At 72.9% G+C, this 16,751-nt stretch carries 17 protein-coding genes; 3 read left to right on the forward strand and 14 right to left on the reverse strand.

What is annotated here, in order from left to right; translation table 11 throughout:
* Positions 1-279 (reverse strand): hypothetical protein (locus tag ACFQ3T_RS24965; protein WP_380726451.1); only part of this gene is annotated, 279 nt, incomplete at its 3' end.
* Positions 280-294: 15 nt separating this feature from the next.
* Between ACFQ3T_RS24965 and pgl the strand changes: the two genes are divergently transcribed.
* Together pgl and ACFQ3T_RS24975 are read left to right on the forward strand one after the other, a co-directional pair.
* The gene (gene pgl, locus ACFQ3T_RS24970) at positions 295-1,074 is read left to right on the forward strand and encodes a 6-phosphogluconolactonase (protein WP_380726453.1); all 780 of its coding nucleotides are present in this window, start codon (positions 295-297) and stop codon (positions 1,072-1,074) included.
* Positions 1,075-1,332: 258 nt separating this feature from the next.
* Positions 1,333-2,598, forward strand: coding sequence for a sensor histidine kinase (locus tag ACFQ3T_RS24975; RefSeq protein WP_380726455.1), 1,266 nt, complete (start codon positions 1,333-1,335; stop codon positions 2,596-2,598).
* Positions 2,599-3,192: 594 nt separating this feature from the next.
* Here ACFQ3T_RS24975 and ACFQ3T_RS24980 read toward each other — a convergent pair.
* Positions 3,193-4,878: a serine/threonine-protein kinase gene (locus tag ACFQ3T_RS24980; protein WP_380726457.1), complete on the reverse strand. Its 1,686-nt coding sequence runs from the start codon at positions 4,876-4,878 to the stop codon at positions 3,193-3,195.
* Positions 4,875-5,672: a hypothetical protein gene (locus ACFQ3T_RS24985; RefSeq protein ID WP_380726459.1), complete on the reverse strand. Its 798-nt coding sequence runs from the start codon at positions 5,670-5,672 to the stop codon at positions 4,875-4,877. The genes ACFQ3T_RS24980 and ACFQ3T_RS24985 overlap by 4 nt, the downstream gene beginning before the upstream one ends.
* Positions 5,673-5,753: 81 nt before the next feature.
* On the opposite strand from ACFQ3T_RS24985, the gene ACFQ3T_RS24990 reads away from it, so the two are divergent.
* Positions 5,754-6,638 carry a hypothetical protein gene (locus tag ACFQ3T_RS24990; RefSeq protein ID WP_380726461.1) on the forward strand — a complete coding sequence of 295 codons (885 nt, stop codon included), beginning with the start codon at positions 5,754-5,756 and terminating at the stop codon, positions 6,636-6,638.
* Between the two features lie 142 nt (positions 6,639-6,780).
* Here ACFQ3T_RS24990 and ACFQ3T_RS24995 read toward each other — a convergent pair whose 3' ends face one another.
* The 11 genes from ACFQ3T_RS24995 to ACFQ3T_RS25045 form a co-directional block, all read right to left on the reverse strand.
* Positions 6,781-7,125: an RNA polymerase-binding protein RbpA gene (locus ACFQ3T_RS24995; RefSeq protein ID WP_015103628.1), complete on the reverse strand. Its 345-nt coding sequence runs from the start codon at positions 7,123-7,125 to the stop codon at positions 6,781-6,783.
* 75 nt (positions 7,126-7,200) lie between these two features.
* On the reverse strand, positions 7,201-7,434 hold the full coding sequence (gene secG, locus ACFQ3T_RS25000; protein ID WP_106620004.1) for a preprotein translocase subunit SecG: 234 nt from the start codon (positions 7,432-7,434) through the stop codon (positions 7,201-7,203).
* 90 nt (positions 7,435-7,524) lie between these two features.
* Complete coding sequence (tpiA, locus tag ACFQ3T_RS25005) at positions 7,525-8,313, reverse strand: triose-phosphate isomerase (RefSeq protein ID WP_380726463.1); 789 nt, start codon at positions 8,311-8,313, stop codon at positions 7,525-7,527.
* Positions 8,313-9,476 (reverse strand): phosphoglycerate kinase, encoded by a 1,164-nt coding sequence (locus ACFQ3T_RS25010; protein ID WP_380726465.1) that lies wholly within the window; start codon positions 9,474-9,476, stop codon positions 8,313-8,315. Before ACFQ3T_RS25010 ends, tpiA begins: the two co-directional genes overlap by 1 nt.
* 24 nt (positions 9,477-9,500) lie before the next feature.
* Positions 9,501-10,505, reverse strand: a complete 1,005-nt coding sequence (gene gap, locus ACFQ3T_RS25015) for a type I glyceraldehyde-3-phosphate dehydrogenase (RefSeq protein ID WP_380726467.1) — start codon at positions 10,503-10,505, stop codon at positions 9,501-9,503.
* A 287-nt stretch (positions 10,506-10,792) separates the two neighbouring features.
* Complete coding sequence (locus ACFQ3T_RS25020; protein WP_380726469.1) at positions 10,793-10,990, reverse strand: hypothetical protein; 198 nt, start codon at positions 10,988-10,990, stop codon at positions 10,793-10,795.
* 171 nt (positions 10,991-11,161) lie between these two features.
* The gene (gene whiA / locus ACFQ3T_RS25025) at positions 11,162-12,148 is read right to left on the reverse strand and encodes a DNA-binding protein WhiA (RefSeq protein ID WP_360954466.1); all 987 of its coding nucleotides are present in this window, start codon (positions 12,146-12,148) and stop codon (positions 11,162-11,164) included.
* A complete protein-coding gene (locus ACFQ3T_RS25030; RefSeq protein WP_380726471.1) occupies positions 12,139-13,170 on the reverse strand; it encodes a gluconeogenesis factor YvcK family protein in 1,032 nt (343 codons plus the stop codon). The genes whiA and ACFQ3T_RS25030 overlap by 10 nt, the downstream gene beginning before the upstream one ends.
* On the reverse strand, positions 13,167-14,024 hold the full coding sequence (gene rapZ, locus ACFQ3T_RS25035) for an RNase adapter RapZ (RefSeq protein WP_380726477.1): 858 nt from the start codon (positions 14,022-14,024) through the stop codon (positions 13,167-13,169). The genes ACFQ3T_RS25030 and rapZ overlap by 4 nt, the downstream gene beginning before the upstream one ends.
* Positions 14,025-14,050: 26 nt before the next feature.
* On the reverse strand, positions 14,051-16,048 hold the full coding sequence (gene uvrC, locus ACFQ3T_RS25040) for an excinuclease ABC subunit UvrC (protein ID WP_380726473.1): 1,998 nt from the start codon (positions 16,046-16,048) through the stop codon (positions 14,051-14,053).
* Between the two features lie 358 nt (positions 16,049-16,406).
* A partial coding sequence (locus tag ACFQ3T_RS25045; RefSeq protein ID WP_380726475.1) for a Rieske (2Fe-2S) protein occupies positions 16,407-16,751 on the reverse strand: 345 nt, incomplete at its 5' end.

The raw sequence follows: 16,751 nt of genomic DNA on the forward strand, positions 1-16,751 counted from the left end.
GCCGGTTCCGACCGCGCCGGTTTCGACCGCGCCGGTTTCGACCGCGCCGGTTTCGACCGAGCCGGTGGCGGCTGTGGCCGCAGCCGGTGACGCCAAGCCGGCCGCGTCGAAGCCCGCCGCCAAGGAGCCCGCCGCCAAGGCGTCCGCCGGCAAACCCGGCAAGGCGTCCGACGCTGCCAAGCCGGCCACGCGGACGTCGGCCCGGTCGTCGGCCGCGAAGGCGAAGTCCGGCGGTTCGCCCGACGGCGAGGCGAAGTCCGGCGCGCCGAAGGCGGCCAAGGTGAAGGCGGGTTCGTGAGCCGGCCCGAGGTGGTGGTGCACCGTGACGGCGACCTGCTGGCCGCCGCCACGGCCGCGCGCCTGGTGACCAGCCTGGTGGACGCGCAGACCGCGCGCGGGTCGGCGTCGCTGGTGCTGACCGGCGGGCGGACCGGCATCGCGGTGCTGGAGCACCTGCGCGCCACGCCCGCGCGGGACGCGGTGGACTGGACGCGCGTCGACCTGTACTGGGGCGACGAGCGGTTCCTGCCCGCCGGGCACCCCGAGCGCAACGAGACCCAGGCCCGTGAGGCGCTGCTGGACCACGTCCCGGTGCCGGCGTCGCGGGTGCACGTGATGGAGCCGTCCGACGGGCGGTTCGGTGACGACCCGGAGGCCGCCGCCGAGGCGTACGCCGACGTCCTGGCCGCCGCCGCGCGCCCAGAGGACCACGGCTCGGTGCCGTCGTTCGACGTGTGCCTGCTCGGGGTCGGCGAGGAGGGGCACGTCGCCTCGATCTTCCCCGACTCGCCCGCGGTGCACGAGCGGGAGCGCGCCGTCGTCGCGGTCCGCGACTGCCCGAAGCCGCCGCCGACGCGGGTCAGCCTCACCCTGCCCGCCATCCGCGCCTCCCGCGAGGTGTGGCTGATGACGACGGGTGCGGCGAAGGCCGCGGCCGTCGCCGAGGGCCTGGCCGGCGCCGGCGAGGTGGAGCTGCCCGCCGCCGGAGCCCGGGGACAGCGCCGCACCCTGTGGCTGCTCGACCCGGCTGCCGCCGCGAAGGCGCCGGACCTGTTCACCCCTCCCCTGGCTTGAGCCGGGTAGTCCCGCCGCTGCCGCCGTCACCTCACCGGGTGCCGGCGGCAGTGGCGCATCCGGGGTCGGGGCGTGATCTGCCGCACGCGCCGGCCGCCGTCCGCGGGCGTTCCCCCTGGTGGTGTCCGCTGAGCGGACGTTCGCGCTCGCAATTTTGTGCGGCGCTCCGCGTCCCGTTCGGGTAATCAACGCATCTCGAAGGGTGAGCGGGTCGATCGAGCACGTCGGGGGCGGGAAGGGCGGGTCATGCCAAGCGCGATGACAGCGCAGTACGGTGAGGACCGGCGGATAGCGGACACGGGAGGTCGAACCCTGGCCGGCAACGCTGTCGAGAGGCTGCCGAGCGGTCGGGTCAACGGCGTTCCGACCGAGCGGGTGCCCCGTGCTGCCGTCCACGAGGTGCTGCTGCGGTTGCTCGGCAAGCACCGGCAGCTGGCGTTCGACGTGGCGGCCGTGGCGATCGCCGCGCTCGACGTGTGGCTGCGGGTCGTGCCCGAGGCCGAGCGGTACAACTACGTGCTGTCGATCATCTCCGTGGCCGCCGTCGCCCTCCGCCGCCGGTTCCCGTTCCTGGTCGTGCTGATCACCGTGCCCGGTTTCCTGGCGGGGTGGGCGCAGCTGGCGGCGATGATCGCGCTGGGCACCCTGGCGCGGCGCAAGCTGCTGTCGACGCAGACGTACATCGGCGCCGGGTTGGTGTGGTTCAGCCGGTTCTTCCTGTGGCCGGTGGAGGACTTCGTCGAGCTCGGCTGGAAGACGCACGTGCACGACGCCATCTACGGGTGCCTGGTCGCGGGGATGCCGATCGCGATCGGCCTGCTCGCGCACGCGAGGGAGGAGCTGTCCGCGCGGATCGCCGAGCTGGCCGCCAGCCGGGAGCGGGAACGGATGCTGCACGCCCACGCCGTGCGGGCGGACGAGCGGGCGAGGTTGGCGCGGGAGATGCACGACGTCGTGTCGCACCAGGTGAGCTTGATCGCGATGCAGGCGGGGGCGCTGCGGGTGGCGGCGGCCGATCCGAACGCCAAGCAGGTGGCGGGCACGATCCGCATGCTCAGCACGCGGACGTTGGACGAGCTGCGGCAGCTGGTGAGCGTGCTGCGGACCACGAGCGGTGACGACTCGCCCCAGCCGAGGGTCGAGGACCTGCCGCAGTTGGTGGCCGGCGCCGGCGTGCCCGCAACGCTGACCGTGCGCGGCCCGGTGGACGACCTGCCGGCCCCGGTGTCGGGTGCCGTGTACCGGACCGTGCAGGAGGCTTTGACCAACGTGCGGAAGCACGCGTGCGGGGCGCCGACGTCGGTGTTGGTGGTGGCGGAGGCCGATGTGCTGCGGGTGGAGGTCCGCAACGAGGCGCCCGAGACGTCGCGCGACCACGGCACGTTGCCGAGCGGCGGTCATGGCCTGGTGGGGCTGCGGGAGCGGGCGGCGCTGCTGGACGGCGAGTTCGAAGCCGGCCCGACGGCCGGCGGCGGCTTCGCCGTGAGGGTAACGTTTCCGCTGGTCAGATCCCTGGACACCTGACGATCCCGATACCCGATCGGGTGATTGTCACATCGCCACGTAAGAAAACACCGTTATCATCAACCTCAAACGTCGGTTGAAACAACGAGGCCGCCAACCAACCCTCGCCCCCGCCACCCCTCCGCCCCAACCCCGCCCGACCTTCACCACCCGACCCTCGCCACCCAACGCCCCGCCCGCCGCGCGACCCTTCGCTACCGGCCCGGCCGACACAGGTGCGCCCAGGGCGACCCACAAGCGACCCCACAGCAGGGCAACGGAAACAGCGCCGCGGTGGCCGGGCGCGACACGGGGCCGACCACGCAGCACGCGCAGGAATGCTCGCAGTGACCGGGCGCGCGCAGGAATGCCCGCCGTGGCCGGACGCGCGCAGGAATGCCCGCCGTGGCCGGACGCGCGCAGGAATGCTCGCCGGGACTGGCCGCGGGCAGGAATGCTCGCCGGGACCACCGGACGCGCGCACGAATGCTCGCCGTGGCCGGACGCGGGTGGGTGGTGCCGGCGCGGCTGGTCCGCAGGCGGTGGGTGGAGACAGGGCGGCCGGTCGGCGAATCGCGTGGGCCGGTGGCGGTCGGGGGCGTGGGGCGACTGGGGTCAGTGCTGCTGCTGGGCTGATCGGCGGGTGGCGACGGCGGTGCACACGGCTGCCACCGCGCCCAGCCCGCCGCACACGAGCGCCGGCCACAGGTCCGGGGTGTGGCGCAGCAGGACGGACGGCAGGAGCCACGCCGCCACGCCCAGGCCGAAGCCGAGCGGAGCGGTGGTGAGCACGGCCGCGGTTCCTGCTTGGCGGCGCCTCAGCGACCGGAGGATCGACTCCAGGTACGCGAGCGTGAACAGGAGGACCACCGCGCCGCCCGCGCCCATGATGCTGAACATCGGGTGGGTCAGCGGTTGGAGGGAGTAGTCGCGGGACGTGTCGCCGGACGTCACGGTCGCCACCGCCGCGCCGCCCACGATCCAGCGGCTCGCGCCTGGCAGCGTGAAGGTCAACCCGGCAGGAGCGGCGGGCGCAGGTGCAGCGGACGAAGGCGCGGCGGGAAGCGCGGCGGCGACGTCGGCGAGCGTGATGCCGGCGGCGGTGACCTTCAGGCGCGCGGTTGACGGGTCGCCTTCGCCGATCGCCACGGGCTTGCTCAGGTCGGCCCGCACGGGCGGCAGGTCGCGGCCCGGCACGGTGAACGGGAGCGCGACCATCACCGCCACCGCCACCGCCGCCGCCACCGCGAACCACCGCGCCGGCCTCGGGGCGGCCAGCACGTGGGCCGCCGGCACGAGCGTGTCGGCGCCCAGCCGGACCGGGGTGGGCGGTGGGTCCACGAGGGTCGCGCGGACGGGCACGGTCAGGGTTTCGCGTGGCACGGACGGATGGGTCGCCGGGCGGGTGCTCGCGGCGGCGACCTGGGGGCTCAGGTGGACCGGCGCGCCGAGGCGGAGCAGCCAGTCGCGGCCGAACACCTCGGCCGCGGCGCCCGCCAGGTCCACCGCGAACGTCTCCGCGTTGCGGTACCGGGCCTTCGGGTCGCGCTCCAACCCGCGCATGATCACCCGCGCGAGCGGGTCGGGCACCTCGACCAGCGGCCGGGGCTGCTGGTGCACGTGCCGCTGGATCATCGCCAGCGCGCCACCGCCGGAGTCGAACGGGAGCCGCCCGCTCAGCAGCTCGTACAGCACCGTCGCCGAGCCGTAGACGTCGGCCGCCGGGCTCAGGGGGTTGCCGAGCGCCTGTTCCGGCGCCAGGTACGCGGGCGTGCCGAACACCTGCCCGCCGTGCGTCACCAACGTCGCCCCCTCGCTGACGACCTGCGAGATGCCGAAGTCGGCGACCTTCAGCACCCCGCCCGCGGTGAACAGGAGGTTCTTCGGCTTCACGTCGAGGTGCAGCACCCCGGCCTCGTGCGCCGCGTGCAGACCGGACAGCGCCGCCAGCCCGAACGCGCACGTCTCGGCCGGTGTCACGCCCGCGCCGGTGAACCGCGACCACACCGTGCCGCCGTCGAGCTTCTCCATCACGAGCAGGTGCTCGCCGCGGTCCTGGACGTAGTCGTACACGGGCACGATGTGCGGGTGGTCCAGCCGCGCCAGCAGCCGAGCCTCGTGCGCGAACCGGGCGCTCATCCGCTCGTCCTCGGCGAGCACGCCGGGCAGCCGCTTGACGGCGACCGGACGTCCCAGCGGCCGGTGCACGGCGGCGTACACGACGCCCATCCCGCCGCGTCCGATCTGCGCGCCGAGGTCGTACTGCGGCAGGGCGGCCGCGACGTTCGCCGACACCGTCACGCGGCACCGCCGGGCAGCGGCCGGGTGATCCGCTGCGTCGAGTCGGGGTCCGACGGCAGGGACCCGAGGTCGTCCGCGTCCGGGTGCGGGGTCAGGTAGCCGAGGACGAACGCGACCGCCGCCGCGCCGAGGATGAACGGGATCTCGGCGGCCGGCGACGGCGCCATGATCCGCAGCACGGACAGGGAGATGACGGCGACGAGCCCGGTGCCGACGCCGGCGGGCAGGAACCGCATGGCGCGCTGCCACCGGTTCGCGGGCAGCCGGCGGCGGGCCAGGGCGAACAGCGCGCCGGCCCACGCGAGCACGGTCAGCGCGAACACGGCGATGCCGAAGATCCCGTACACCGACCACAGCGAGCCGCGGACGTGGCCGGTCGTCCCGATGGAGGCGATGACGTCGCGGTTGGTGTCGAGGACTTCCAGCTCGGTCGGCATGAGCCCGGTGGCCTGGGTGCCGAGCTGGCCGAGGTCGAGCACGAAGCCCTTGGTGACGCTCTGCTTCGCGGGCACGTCGAACGGCACGGTCGTGTCGTAGGAGAAGAACGTGAGCGCGAGGGCGGTGCCGGTCAGCCGGATCGTCTTCACGTGGCGGACGGTGTCCGTTCCGTTGTGGACGGTCACGGAGATGCGGGAGGAGCCGGACGGGTCGAGCACGAGCTCGTCCTCACCGACCGGGGTTCCGTCCACAGTGGCGTCGATGGTGACCGTGTCGCCTGCGGCGGCGGCCGGGGCGACGCCCAGGAAGATCCCGCACAGGAGCAGTAAACCGACGCTGCTCATAATGCGTCTCACAAGGGCACCTCGTCGGTGGGTAGCGGACTAGTCCGGGAGTCGGGTATGCGATCGGCAGGAACACTAGCTTTACTCGGTGCCTTGGCATATGGCGTTACGGCGCTTGTAGCGGCACCGGTATCGGCGCAGCAGCAGGGCGTCGCCACGGCGAACCCGGACAGCGGCCCGGCGGGGAGCACGTTCACGCTGAGCTGGTCCGGTGTGTACCTCGATCCGGACTGCCAGGACTACACCGTGCACATCGTGTGGGACGGCAAGGACGTGGTCGGCAGCGGGCGGCACACGGGCCGCGGGTCGGGGTCGGGCACGGCGACCGTGCCGGCCACCGCGGGCGTCGGGGGCCACCGCGTCACGGCCCGCCCGGTGTGCGCGGCGACGTCACGGCCGACCGACGGCTTCACGGTGACGCCGACCCCGACCACGACCACCACCCCGCCGCCGGTCACCACCACCACGACGACCGCTCCCCCGGTGACGACCACGACGAGCCGCCGTCCGACGGTCACCACGACGACCACCACCGCGACAACCACGACCACGACCACCACGACGACGACGGGCAGCTCGGCCCCGCCCGCGGCGACCACGACGACGCCGTTCGACGGTGACGGCGCGCTGACGCTGGACAAGGACAACGTCCAGCCGGGCGACCCGCTGACCGCCACCGGCACCGGCTGCGAGCCCGGTTCGCAGGTGAGGCTCAGCTCGCTGGGCGAGGAGGTCGGCACGGCGAAGGCGGACGGCTCGGGCACGTTCAGCACGCGGGTCGAGTTCGTGACGATCCAGCCGGGTCGGCACGTGATCCGGGCGGACTGCGGCGTGGTGCTGGTCGGGAGCGTGGACGTGGCGCTGACCAGCTCGACCGGCGGCACGACGTCCACGCTGGTGGTGCTGGTCTTCTTCCTGCTGGTGGGCGCGGTGCTGGTGCGACGCCAGTTCGCCGGCCTGTTCGGCAAGCGGAACTGAACCCGGCCGGCGACCGAACCCCGCCGACAACGGGCCGCACCGGCGACGGGGCACCGCCCGCCCCGCCGGTTCGGCCTCCCGCACGACGACGGCCCCCGTGGAATCCCACGGGGGCCGTCGCGCTGTTCCAGCCTGAACTCGACTAGGGCTCTTCGCGCTGCTTGCGCAGCTTGGTGAGCGCCTCCTCGAGGATCGCCTCACCGTCCGCGTCGGAGCGCCGCTCCTTCACGTACGCCAAGTGCGTCTTGTACGGCTCGTTGCGCGGCGGAGCAGGGGGAGCCTGCTCGTCACGCCCCGCCGGAAGACCGCACCGGGGGCAGTCCCAGTTCTCCGGGATCTCGGCTTCGACCGCGAACGACGGCCGAGACTCGTGCGCGTTCGCGCACCAGTACGACACCCGACGTCGGGGCGCGGACTCGCCGCGCTCCGATTCGCCCATCGGGCCTGCGCCGACGCGGGTACCGCGAATCGCGTTACCACCAGCCATCGACCCTCACACCCCCACCAGGTGGTTTCCCTGTGTCCGTGTCGACCGCCGCCCGAGGACGTCGGCCGACCCCTGTCAGTTGACCTTCATCAGCAGCCCGACGCCCACGATGGCGATGACCCAGACCGCGCCGACGAACAACGTCAGCCGGTCGAGGTTCTTCTCGACCACGCTGGAACCGGACAGGCTCGACTGCATGCCGCCGCCGAACAACGAGGAAAGACCGCCGCCGCGCCCGCGGTGCAGGAGCACGAGCAGGATCAGCAGCAGACTGGAGACGATCAACAGGATCTGCAGGAACAGGATCATTTCTTCCTCGCTGTCAGGCAGGTGACGCCACAGAGTACCCGGTCAACTGCCGACCGTGGACCACCGTAGTAGGAGTGCGTGTCAATCACATCAGGGTAGAGGGCCGCCGGCGGCGAGCGCGCACAGCTTGGCGAACTCGTCCGCGTCGAGGCTCGCACCACCCACAAGGGCGCCGTCGACGTCCTTCTGGGCGACGAGCTCGGCGATGTTGCCGGACTTGACGGACCCTCCGTAAAGCACCCGAACGGCCGAAGCGACGTCCTCGCCGTACAGCTCGGCGAGCTTGACCCGCAGCGCCGCGCAGACCTCCTGCGCGTCCGCCGACGAGGCGACCTTGCCGGTGCCGATGGCCCAGACGGGCTCGTAGGCGACGACCACGTCCCGCACCTGCTCGGCGGTGAGGCCCTTGAGGCCCGCGACGAGCTGGTCGGTGCAGTGCTCGACGTGCCGGCCGGCCTCGCGGACGTCCAGCTGCTCGCCGAGGCAGAAGATCGGGGTGACGCCGTGCTTCAGCGCCGCCTTGACCTTCTTGTTGACGGTGGCGTCGTCCTCGCCGTGGTACTCGCGGCGCTCGGAGTGGCCCACGGTGACGTAGGAGCAGCCGAGCTTGGCGAGCATGGCGCCGGAGATGTCACCGGTGTAGGCGCCGGAGTCGTGCGGCGAGAGGTCCTGCGCGCCGTACTTGAGGAGCAGCTTGTCGCCGTCGACGAGGGTCTGGATGGACCGGATGTCGACGAACGGCGGCAGCACCGCGACCTCGACCTTGGCGAAGTACTTCTCGGGCAGCGAGAAGGCGATCTTCTGCACCAGGGCGATGGCCTCGAGGTGGTTGAGGTTCATCTTCCAGTTGCCCGCGATGAGCGGCTGACGCTGGGCCATCACGCCTCCAGAACCGACACGCCGGGGAGCTCCTTGCCCTCCAGGTACTCCAGGGACGCGCCACCGCCGGTGGAGATGTGCGAGAAGCCGTCCTCGGGCAGGCCGAGGGCGCGGACGGCCGCGGCGGAGTCGCCGCCGCCGACCACGGTGAACGCGTCGCTCTTGACGAGCGCCTCGGCCACCGCGCGGGTGCCGCCGGCGAACGCGTCGAACTCGAACACGCCCATGGGGCCGTTCCAGAAGACGGTCTGGGCGTCGGCGAGCTTCGACGCGAACAGCTCGCGCGTCTTCGGCCCGATGTCGAGGCCCTGCCGGTCGGCGGGGATGGCGTCGGTGGCGACGACCTCGAACTCCGCGTCGGGCGCGAAGTCGACGGCGGCGAGCACGTCGACCGGGAGCACGAGCTCCACGCCGCGCTCCTCCGCCTCGGCGAGGAAGCCGCGGACCTGGTCGAGCTGGTCCTCCTGGAGGAGCGAGCCGCCGACCTCGTGGCCCTGGGCCTTGAGGAAGGTGTAGGCCATGCCGCCGCCGATGAGGAGCCGGTCGACCTTGGTGAGCAGGTTCGCGATGACGCCGAGCTTGTCGGACACCTTCGCGCCGCCGAGCACCACGACGTACGGGCGCTTCAGGTCGTCGGTGAGCTTGCGCAGCACCTCGACCTCGGCCAGCACGAGGCCGCCCGCGTAGTGCGGGAGCTTCTGGGCGACGTCGTAGACGGAGGCCTGCTTGCGGTGCACGACGCCGAAGCCGTCGGACACGAACGCGTCCGCCTTGGCCGCCAGCTCGTCGGCGAGGGCGGCGCGCTCGGCGTCGTCCTTGCTGGTCTCGCGGGCGTCGAAGCGGATGTTCTCCAGCAGCACGACGGTGCCGTCGCCGGCGGCCTCGGTGCCGATCTCGACCGTCTGGCCGAGGAGTTCGCCGAGTCGCGCCGCGACGGGCGCGAGGGAGAACTTGGGGTCGGGCTCGCCCTTGGGGCGGCCCAGGTGGGCGGCGACCAGCACGCGGGCGCCCGCGTCCACGAGCGCCTTGAGGGTGGGCACCGACGCGCGGACGCGGCCGTCGTCGGTGATCCGGTCGCCGTCGAGGGGGACGTTCAGGTCGGCGCGCACCAGGACGCGCCGACCCGAGACACCCTCGCTGAGCAGATCGTCAAGAGTCTTCACAGCGAGCTTCCCGCTTGGTCGTCGTCAGAGCTTGCTGGCGACGAGGTTGACCAGGTCGGCGAGGCGGTTGGAGTAGCCCCACTCGTTGTCGTACCAGCCGACGACCTTGACCTGGTTGCCGATGACCTTGGTCAGCGGCGCGTCGTAGATGCACGACGCCGGGTCGGTGACGATGTCGGCCGACACGATCGGGTCGGTGTTGTAGCGCAGGTAGCCCTTCAGGGGACCTTCGGCGGCGGCCTTGTACGCGGCGTTGACCTCGTCCACGGTGACCTCGCGGCCCACGGTGACGGTCAGGTCGGTGGCCGAGCCGGTGGGCACGGGCACGCGCAGGGCGTAGCCGTCGAGCTTGCCCTTCAGGTCGGGCAGGACCAGGCCGATCGCCTTCGCGGCACCGGTGCTGGTGGGCACGATGTTCACGGCGGCGGCCCGGGCGCGGCGCAGGTCCTTGTGCGGCGCGTCCTGGAGGTTCTGGTCCTGGGTGTAGGCGTGGATCGTGGTCATGAGGCCACGCTCGATGGTGAAGCTGTCGTGCAGCACCTTGGCGAGGGGCGCCAGGCAGTTCGTGGTGCACGAGGCGTTCGAGATGACGGTCTGCGAACCGTCGTACTGGTCGTCGTTCGCGCCGAGGACGACGGTGAGGTCCTCACCCTTGGCCGGCGCGGAGATGATGACCTTCTTGGCGCCACCCTCGTCGACGTGCTTGCGGGCGGCGGCCGCGTCGGTGAAGAAACCGGTCGACTCGACGACGACGTCGACGCCGAGGTCCTTCCAGGGCAGCTTGCCGGGGTCGCGCTCGGCGAGGGCCTTGATGACCTTGCCGTCGATCGCGATGCCCTCGTCGGTCACGGTCACCTCGGCGTCGAGGCGGCCCAGGATGGAGTCGTACTTCAACAGGTGGGCCATGGTGTTGACGTCACCGAGGTCGTTGAAGGCGACGATCTCGATGTCGTGCCCGCTGGCCTGAACGGCGCGCCAGAAGTTGCGACCGATGCGGCCGAAACCATTGACACCTACGCGAACCGTCACGGTGAGTCTCCTCGGTACTCGACTGGCGTCTCCGCCAGGGGCGTGCAGTCATGGGCTGACCAGGCAGCCGACGGCCAGCCTAGCCTCCGGGCTCGCAGGCCTGGTCACCTGGATCTCCAGCATCTCTTTATCGAGCAAGAAAATCCAGCTTGACCGGCTTGTTACCTGGCGGTAACTCGGTGACCGAGGCTTCGCGACCCCGAAGCGGGGTGTCACCGACGCGGCGCGGATCGCCCGTCCAGCGTAGGACCGGCGGGTTGCGGGTGCAGAACGCGCCCTGGGCGGCGTCACGGGGCGCGAGCGGTGAGGAAGGGCTGGAAGAGCCGCAGGTCGTAGTGCTCGCCGTCGTCGTGCCAGTCCCACAGCTGGAAGCTGACCGCGCGGCCCGCCTCGGTGGTCGCGGTGCGCGCGGGGGTGGCGGACGGGCGCTCGCGCAGCAGCTCGTCGTACGGGCGGGTGGTGACGATGAGCAGCCCGTCCGGCACGAGCGCGCGGCGCGGACCGGGCCCCAGCGCGCGGCGGAGGACCCGTGGAGCGCCGCTGCCTGGCGGGCGGCCGGGGCGTCCCAGTCGGCGTAGAGCAGGTGGTGGCGCTCGGCGACGCCGTCGTAGAAGTCCCGTGCCGACGCGTCCGCCGCGCCGGCGACGCCACCGGCGTCAGACCTCGGCTTCGAGCATGTCCGCGGTCACGGCGGACTCGGTGTCGGGCATGCCCAGCTCCTTCGCCCGCTTGTCGGCCATCGCCAGCAGCCGCCGGATGCGGCCCGCCACGGCGTCCTTGGTCATCTGCGGGTCGGAGAGCTGGCCCAGCTCCTCCAGCGACGCCTGCCGGTGCGCGAGCCGCAGCTCGCCGGCCGCCGCCAGGTGGTCGGGCGCCTCCGGGCCCAGGATCTCCAGCGCCCGCCGGACCCGGGCCGCCGCGGCGACCGCGGCCCGTGCCGAGCGGCGCAGGTTCGCATCGTCGAAGTTCGCCAGCCGGTTCGCCGTCGCCCGCACCTCGCGGCGCATCCGGCGCTCCTCCCAGGCCAGCACGCTGTCGTGCGCGCCCAGCCTGGTCAGCATCGCGCCGATCGCGTCGCCGTCCCTTATCACCACGCGTTCCGCGCCGCGCACCTCGCGCGACTTGGAGCCGATGCCCATCCGCCGCGCCGCGCCCACCAGCGCCAACGCCGCCTCCGGACCGGGGCAGGTGACCTCCATCGACGACGACCGGCCCGGTTCGGTGAGCGAGCCGTGCGCCAGGAACGCGCCGCGCCACGCCGCCTCCGCGTCGCACACCCCGCCGGACACGACCGGCGCGGGCAGGCCGCGGACCGGACGCCCGCGCGGGTCCAGCAGGCCCGTCTGCCGGGCCAGGCCCTCGCCGTCCTTGACCACGCGCACGACGAACCGGGTGCCCTTGCGCAGCCCGCTGGACGTGATGGTGAACACGTCGGACTGGTGCCCGTACAGCTCGTGGATCTCGCGGCGCAGGCGGCGCGCCGTGGAGCCGAGGTCCAGCTCCGCCTCGACGACCACCCGGCCGCCCACGATGTGCAGTCCGCCCGCGAAGCGCAGGAGGGAGGCGACCTCCGCACGGCGGCAGCAGGTCTTCGAGACGGCCAGCCTGCTCAGCTCGTCCTTCACCGCCGACGTCATCGCCACGGCGCCTCGCCTCCCCTGGTCGCACGGTCTTCCTGGAGGGTTGTACTCGACGCCCCGCCGGTCCCGTCACCAGGGCCGGCCAACGCCCGCTGGATGCTCAACGCCAGCGCGGCGGGGTCGTGACGGTCCGGCGCGCCCGCCACGGCGATCGGCGCGAGGTGCGCCGCAGCCCCGAGAGCTGCGGCGGCCCGGCTCAGCCGGTCCGGGACGGGCACCGCGCCGACGTCCGCGATCACCGCGTCCACGCGCAGCGCGGGCGCGTGCGCGCACAGGACGTCGAGGTGCAGCTCCGGCGAGAACCCGGCGGTTTCCCCCGGTTGGGGGACCAGGTTGAGCACCACGACCTTCCGCGCCGACGTCCGCACGAGCGCGTCGTGCAGCTCCGGCACGAGCAGGTGCGGCAGCACGCTGGTGAACCACGAGCCCGGCCCGAGCAGCACCACGTCGGCGTCCAGCACCGCCTGGACGGCCTCCGGGCAGCCGCGCGGCTCCTCCCCCGGCCCGCCCGGCCCGTACAGGCGGATGCGCTGCACCCGGCCCGGTGTGGTGGCGATCGCGACCTGGCCGCGGATGCGGCGCACCACGTCGGCGTCCTCGTCCAGCCCGGTGACGTCGGCCTCGATCGACAGCGGCTCGGCGCACATCGGCAGGACCCGCCCGCGCACGCCGAGGAGCCGTCCGGCCTCCTCCAGCACCGCGACCGGGTCGCCCAGCCGCTCCAGCAGGCCCGCCAGCACCAGGTTGCCGACGGCGTGGCCCGCGAGGGCGCCCGTGCCGCCGAACCGGTGCTGGAACAACGCCGCCCACAGGGCGCTCGACTCGTCCGCGCCGGCCAGCGCCACCATCGCCTTGCGCAGGTCACCGGGCGGGAGCAGGCCCAGCTCGCGCCGCAGCCGCCCCGAGGAACCGCCGTCGTCGGCGACCGTCACCACGGCCGTCACGTCGTCGGTCACCCGGCGCAGGGCGGTGAGCGTCGCGTGCAGCCCGTGCCCGCCGCCCAGCGCTACCGCTCTCCAGCTCACTCGCGTCCCAGGTCCCGGTGGACGACCTTGACCGCCATGCCGTCCTCGCTGGCCAGTCGACCGGCCAGCTCCTCCGAGATGGCGACGCTGCGGTGCTTGCCGCCGGTGCAGCCGACCGCCAGCGTCAGGTACCGCTTGCCCTCGCGCCGGTAGCCGGCGCCGATGAGGCGCAGCAGCTCGTGGTAGCGGTCGAGGAACTCGTCCGCGCCCTCCTGCGTGAGCACGTAGTTCCGCACGTCGCCGTCCAGCCCGGTCTGCTCGCGCAGCTCCGGGATCCAGAACGGGTTCGGCAGGAACCGCACGTCCATGACCAGGTCGGCGTCCATCGGCAGGCCGTACTTGTAGCCGAACGACAGCACGGTGACGCGGGTCCGCGTCGCCGACTCCGTGCCGAACGTGTCCTCGATCTTGGCCCGCAGCTGGTGCACCGACAGCGCGGACGTGTCCAGCACCAGGTCGGCTTCCTCGCGCAGCGGCGTGAGCAGGACGCGCTCGGCCTCGATGCCGTCCGCCAGCCGCCCGTCGGCCTGCAGCGGGTGGCCGCGCCGGACCGACTCGAACCGGCGGATCAGCACGTCGTCGGTGGCCTCCAGGAACAGCACCTTCGGCTTGTAGCCGCGCGCGTCCAGGTCCTTGATGACCGCCGCCAGGTCCTCGGTGAACGCGCGGCTGCGCACGTCCATCACGACCGCGACCCTGGTGATGGCCCCCCTGGCCTGCGCACCCAGCTCCACCATGGTCGCGATCAGCTCGGGCGGCAGGTTGTCCACCACGAACCACCCGAGGTCCTCCAGGCACTTCGCGGCGGTGCTGCGGCCCGCTCCCGACAGACCCGTCACCACCGCCACTTCGATGCCGGACTTCTCGCCGGCCGGTGCGCTCACGTTCGCTCCTGTCCGATTGTCGGCTCCGCCGACGGTCGCCCGATCGCCGGCTCCGCCGACGGTCCTCCGGTGCCGGCCGCGCCCAGCGTCGCGAGCACGGCCTCCGCGGTGCGCCGGCCCACTCCGGGCACCACGCTGATCTCCTCGATGCTCGCCTCGCGCAGCTTCTTCAGCGAGCCGAAGTGCTTGAGCAGCGCCGCCTTGCGCGTCTGGCCCAGGCCCGGCACGTCGTCCAGCGCCGAGGTGGTCATCCGCTTCGACCGCTTCTGCCGGTGGTAGGCGATGGCGAACCGGTGCGCCTCGTCGCGCACCCGCTGCAACAGGTACAGGGCCTCGCTGGTGCGGGGCAGGATCACCGGGTCGGGCTCGCCGGGCACCCAGACCTCCTCCAGCCGCTTCGCCAGGCCGACCACCGCGACGTCGGTGATGCCCAGCTCCGCGAGCACGTCGGAGGCTACCTGCGCCTGGGGCGCGCCGCCGTCCACGACGAGCAGGTTCGGCGCGTACGCGAACTTCCGCGGCTTGCCCGTCTCCGGGTCGATGCCCGGGTTCGGCCCCTCGGGGGCCTTGTTGTCCCGCAGGAACGCCTGGAACCGCCGCCGCACCACCTCGGCGATCGAGCCGACGTCGCCCTGCTCGGCGCCCTCGCGGACGGCGAAGCGGCGGTACTCGGACTTGCGCGCCAGGCCGTCCTCGAACACCACCAGCGACGCCACCACGTCGGTGCCCTGCACGTGGCTGATGTCGGTGCACTCGATGCGCAGCGGCGCGGTGTCGAGCCCGAGCGCCTCCTGCAGCTCCTGGAGGGCCGCCGACCGGGCCGTGAGGTCGCCGGCACGGCGCAGCTTGTGCTGCTGGAACGCCTCCTTGGCGTTGCGCTCCACGGTCTCCATGAGCGCCCGCTTGTCGCCGCGCTGCGGCACGCGCAGCACGACCCGGCCGCCGCGCAGGTCCGACAGCCACTTCTCGACCGCCGCCGCGTCGTCCGGCAGCTCCGGCACCAGCACCTCGCGCGGCACCGGCGCCGACTCCACCCCGCTGGCGCGCGCCGACTCGACCTGCTCGCCGTAGAACTGGGTGACGAACTGATCCACCAGGCCCGTCACGCCGCCCTCGTCGACCTTGTCGACCACCCAGCCCCGCTGGCCCCGCACCCGGCCGCCGCGCACGTGGAAGACCTGGACCGACACCTCCAGGTCGTCCTCCGCGAACGCGACCACGTCGGCGTCCGTGCCGTCGCCGAGGACGACGGCCTGCTTCTCCAACGCCCGCTTGAGGGCGGCCTGGTCGTCCCGCAGGCGGGCGGCCCGCTCGAACTCCAGCTCCTCGGCGGCGGCCGTCATCTCGCGTTCCAGGCGGCGCACCATCGAGTCGGTCCTGCCGGCGAGGAAGTCGCAGAAGTCCTCGACGATGTCGCGGTGCTCGTCGGCGCTGACCCGGCCCACGCACGGCGCCGAGCACTTGTCGATGTAGCCCAGCAGGCACGGGCGGCCGATCTGGCCGTGGCGCTTGAACACCCCCGCCGAGCACGTGCGCGCCGGGAAGACGCGGAGCAGCAGGTCGAGGGTCTCGCGGATCGCCCACGCGTGCGCGTACGGGCCGAAGTAGCGGACGCCCTTGCGGCGCGGGCCGCGGTAGACGTGCAGCCGGGGGAACTCCTCGTGCAACGTCACGGCCAGGACCGGGTAGGACTTGTCGTCGCGGTAGCGGACGTTGAACCGCGGGTCGAACTCCTTGATCCAGTTGTACTCGAGCTGCAGCGCCTCGACCTCGGTGCCGACGACCGTCCACTCGACGCTCGCCGCGGTCGTCACCATCTGCCGGGTGCGCGGGTGCAGGCCGGCGACGTCGGCGAAGTACGAGTTGAGCCGTTGGCGCAGGCTCTTGGCCTTGCCGACGTACACCACGCGGCCGGCCGCGTCGCGGAACTTGTACACGCCGGGTGCTTCGGGGATGGTGCCTGTCGCGGGGCGATAGGTCGACGGGTCGGCCACAGGTCAAGCCTACTGTGTTGGATTGCGCCGCCTTCGGCGTCGCGAGGCTCGGCCGCCTGGAAGTCGGTAGTTCGCGGCCGATCCCGCGACGATCGGAAAAGCGTGATCGTCGCGGGATGGGCCGCGAACTACCGACGCGGCCTCGCGCCGGTGGGCGCGTTGGGGGCGCGAAGTACCGAGCGGGCCTGCAGCGGTGTGCGCGTTGGGGCGCGAACTAGCGAGCGGGCCCGCAGCGGTGTGCGCGTTGGGGCCGCGAACTAGCGAGCGGCCTCGCAGCGGTGCGTGCGTTGGGCCGCGAAGTGGCGAGCGGCCCCGCGCTGGTGGGTGCGTGGGCCGCTTGCCGGAGGCGCGGTGGGGGTCAGGCGAGGATTACCTGGCCCGCTTCCACCTTGACCTTGACCTCGGTCAGGCCTGTGGTGGCCGGGCCCTTGGTCACTGCCCCGTCCGTCGCGTTGAACGTGCTGCCGTGGTTCGGGCACGTGATGACGCCGCCCTCGGGCGGTGAGACGGCGGTGCCCTGGTGCGGGCACGTGGCGTCGTAGGCCTTGACCGTGTCGCCGGTGCGGACGAGCACGAGGGGCTTGCTGGTGGCCGGGTTGCCGGCGATCGCGCCGCCGCCGTCGGGCACGTCGGCCAGCGCGATGATCGACGCCGGGCCGGCCGGGTTGGTGCCGCCGGCGGGTGGCGTGCTGCCGCCCGCGGG

Origin of the sequence: Saccharothrix hoggarensis, from assembly GCF_042678885.1 — a bacterium.
In the GTDB taxonomy this organism is placed as follows: domain Bacteria; phylum Actinomycetota; class Actinomycetes; order Mycobacteriales; family Pseudonocardiaceae; genus Actinosynnema; species Actinosynnema hoggarensis.

Excerpts from the sequence above, each read along its gene's own strand:
- ACFQ3T_RS24975 (WP_380726455.1), top strand. The coding sequence starts at position 1,333 with ATGACAGCGCAGTACGGTGAGGACCGGCGGATAGCGGACACGGGAGGT.
- ACFQ3T_RS24995 (WP_015103628.1), bottom strand. The coding sequence starts at position 7,125 with ATGGCTGGTGGTAACGCGATTCGCGGTACCCGCGTCGGCGCAGGCCCG.
- secG (WP_106620004.1), bottom strand. The coding sequence starts at position 7,434 with ATGATCCTGTTCCTGCAGATCCTGTTGATCGTCTCCAGTCTGCTGCTG.
- tpiA (WP_380726463.1), bottom strand. The coding sequence starts at position 8,313 with ATGGCCCAGCGTCAGCCGCTCATCGCGGGCAACTGGAAGATGAACCTC.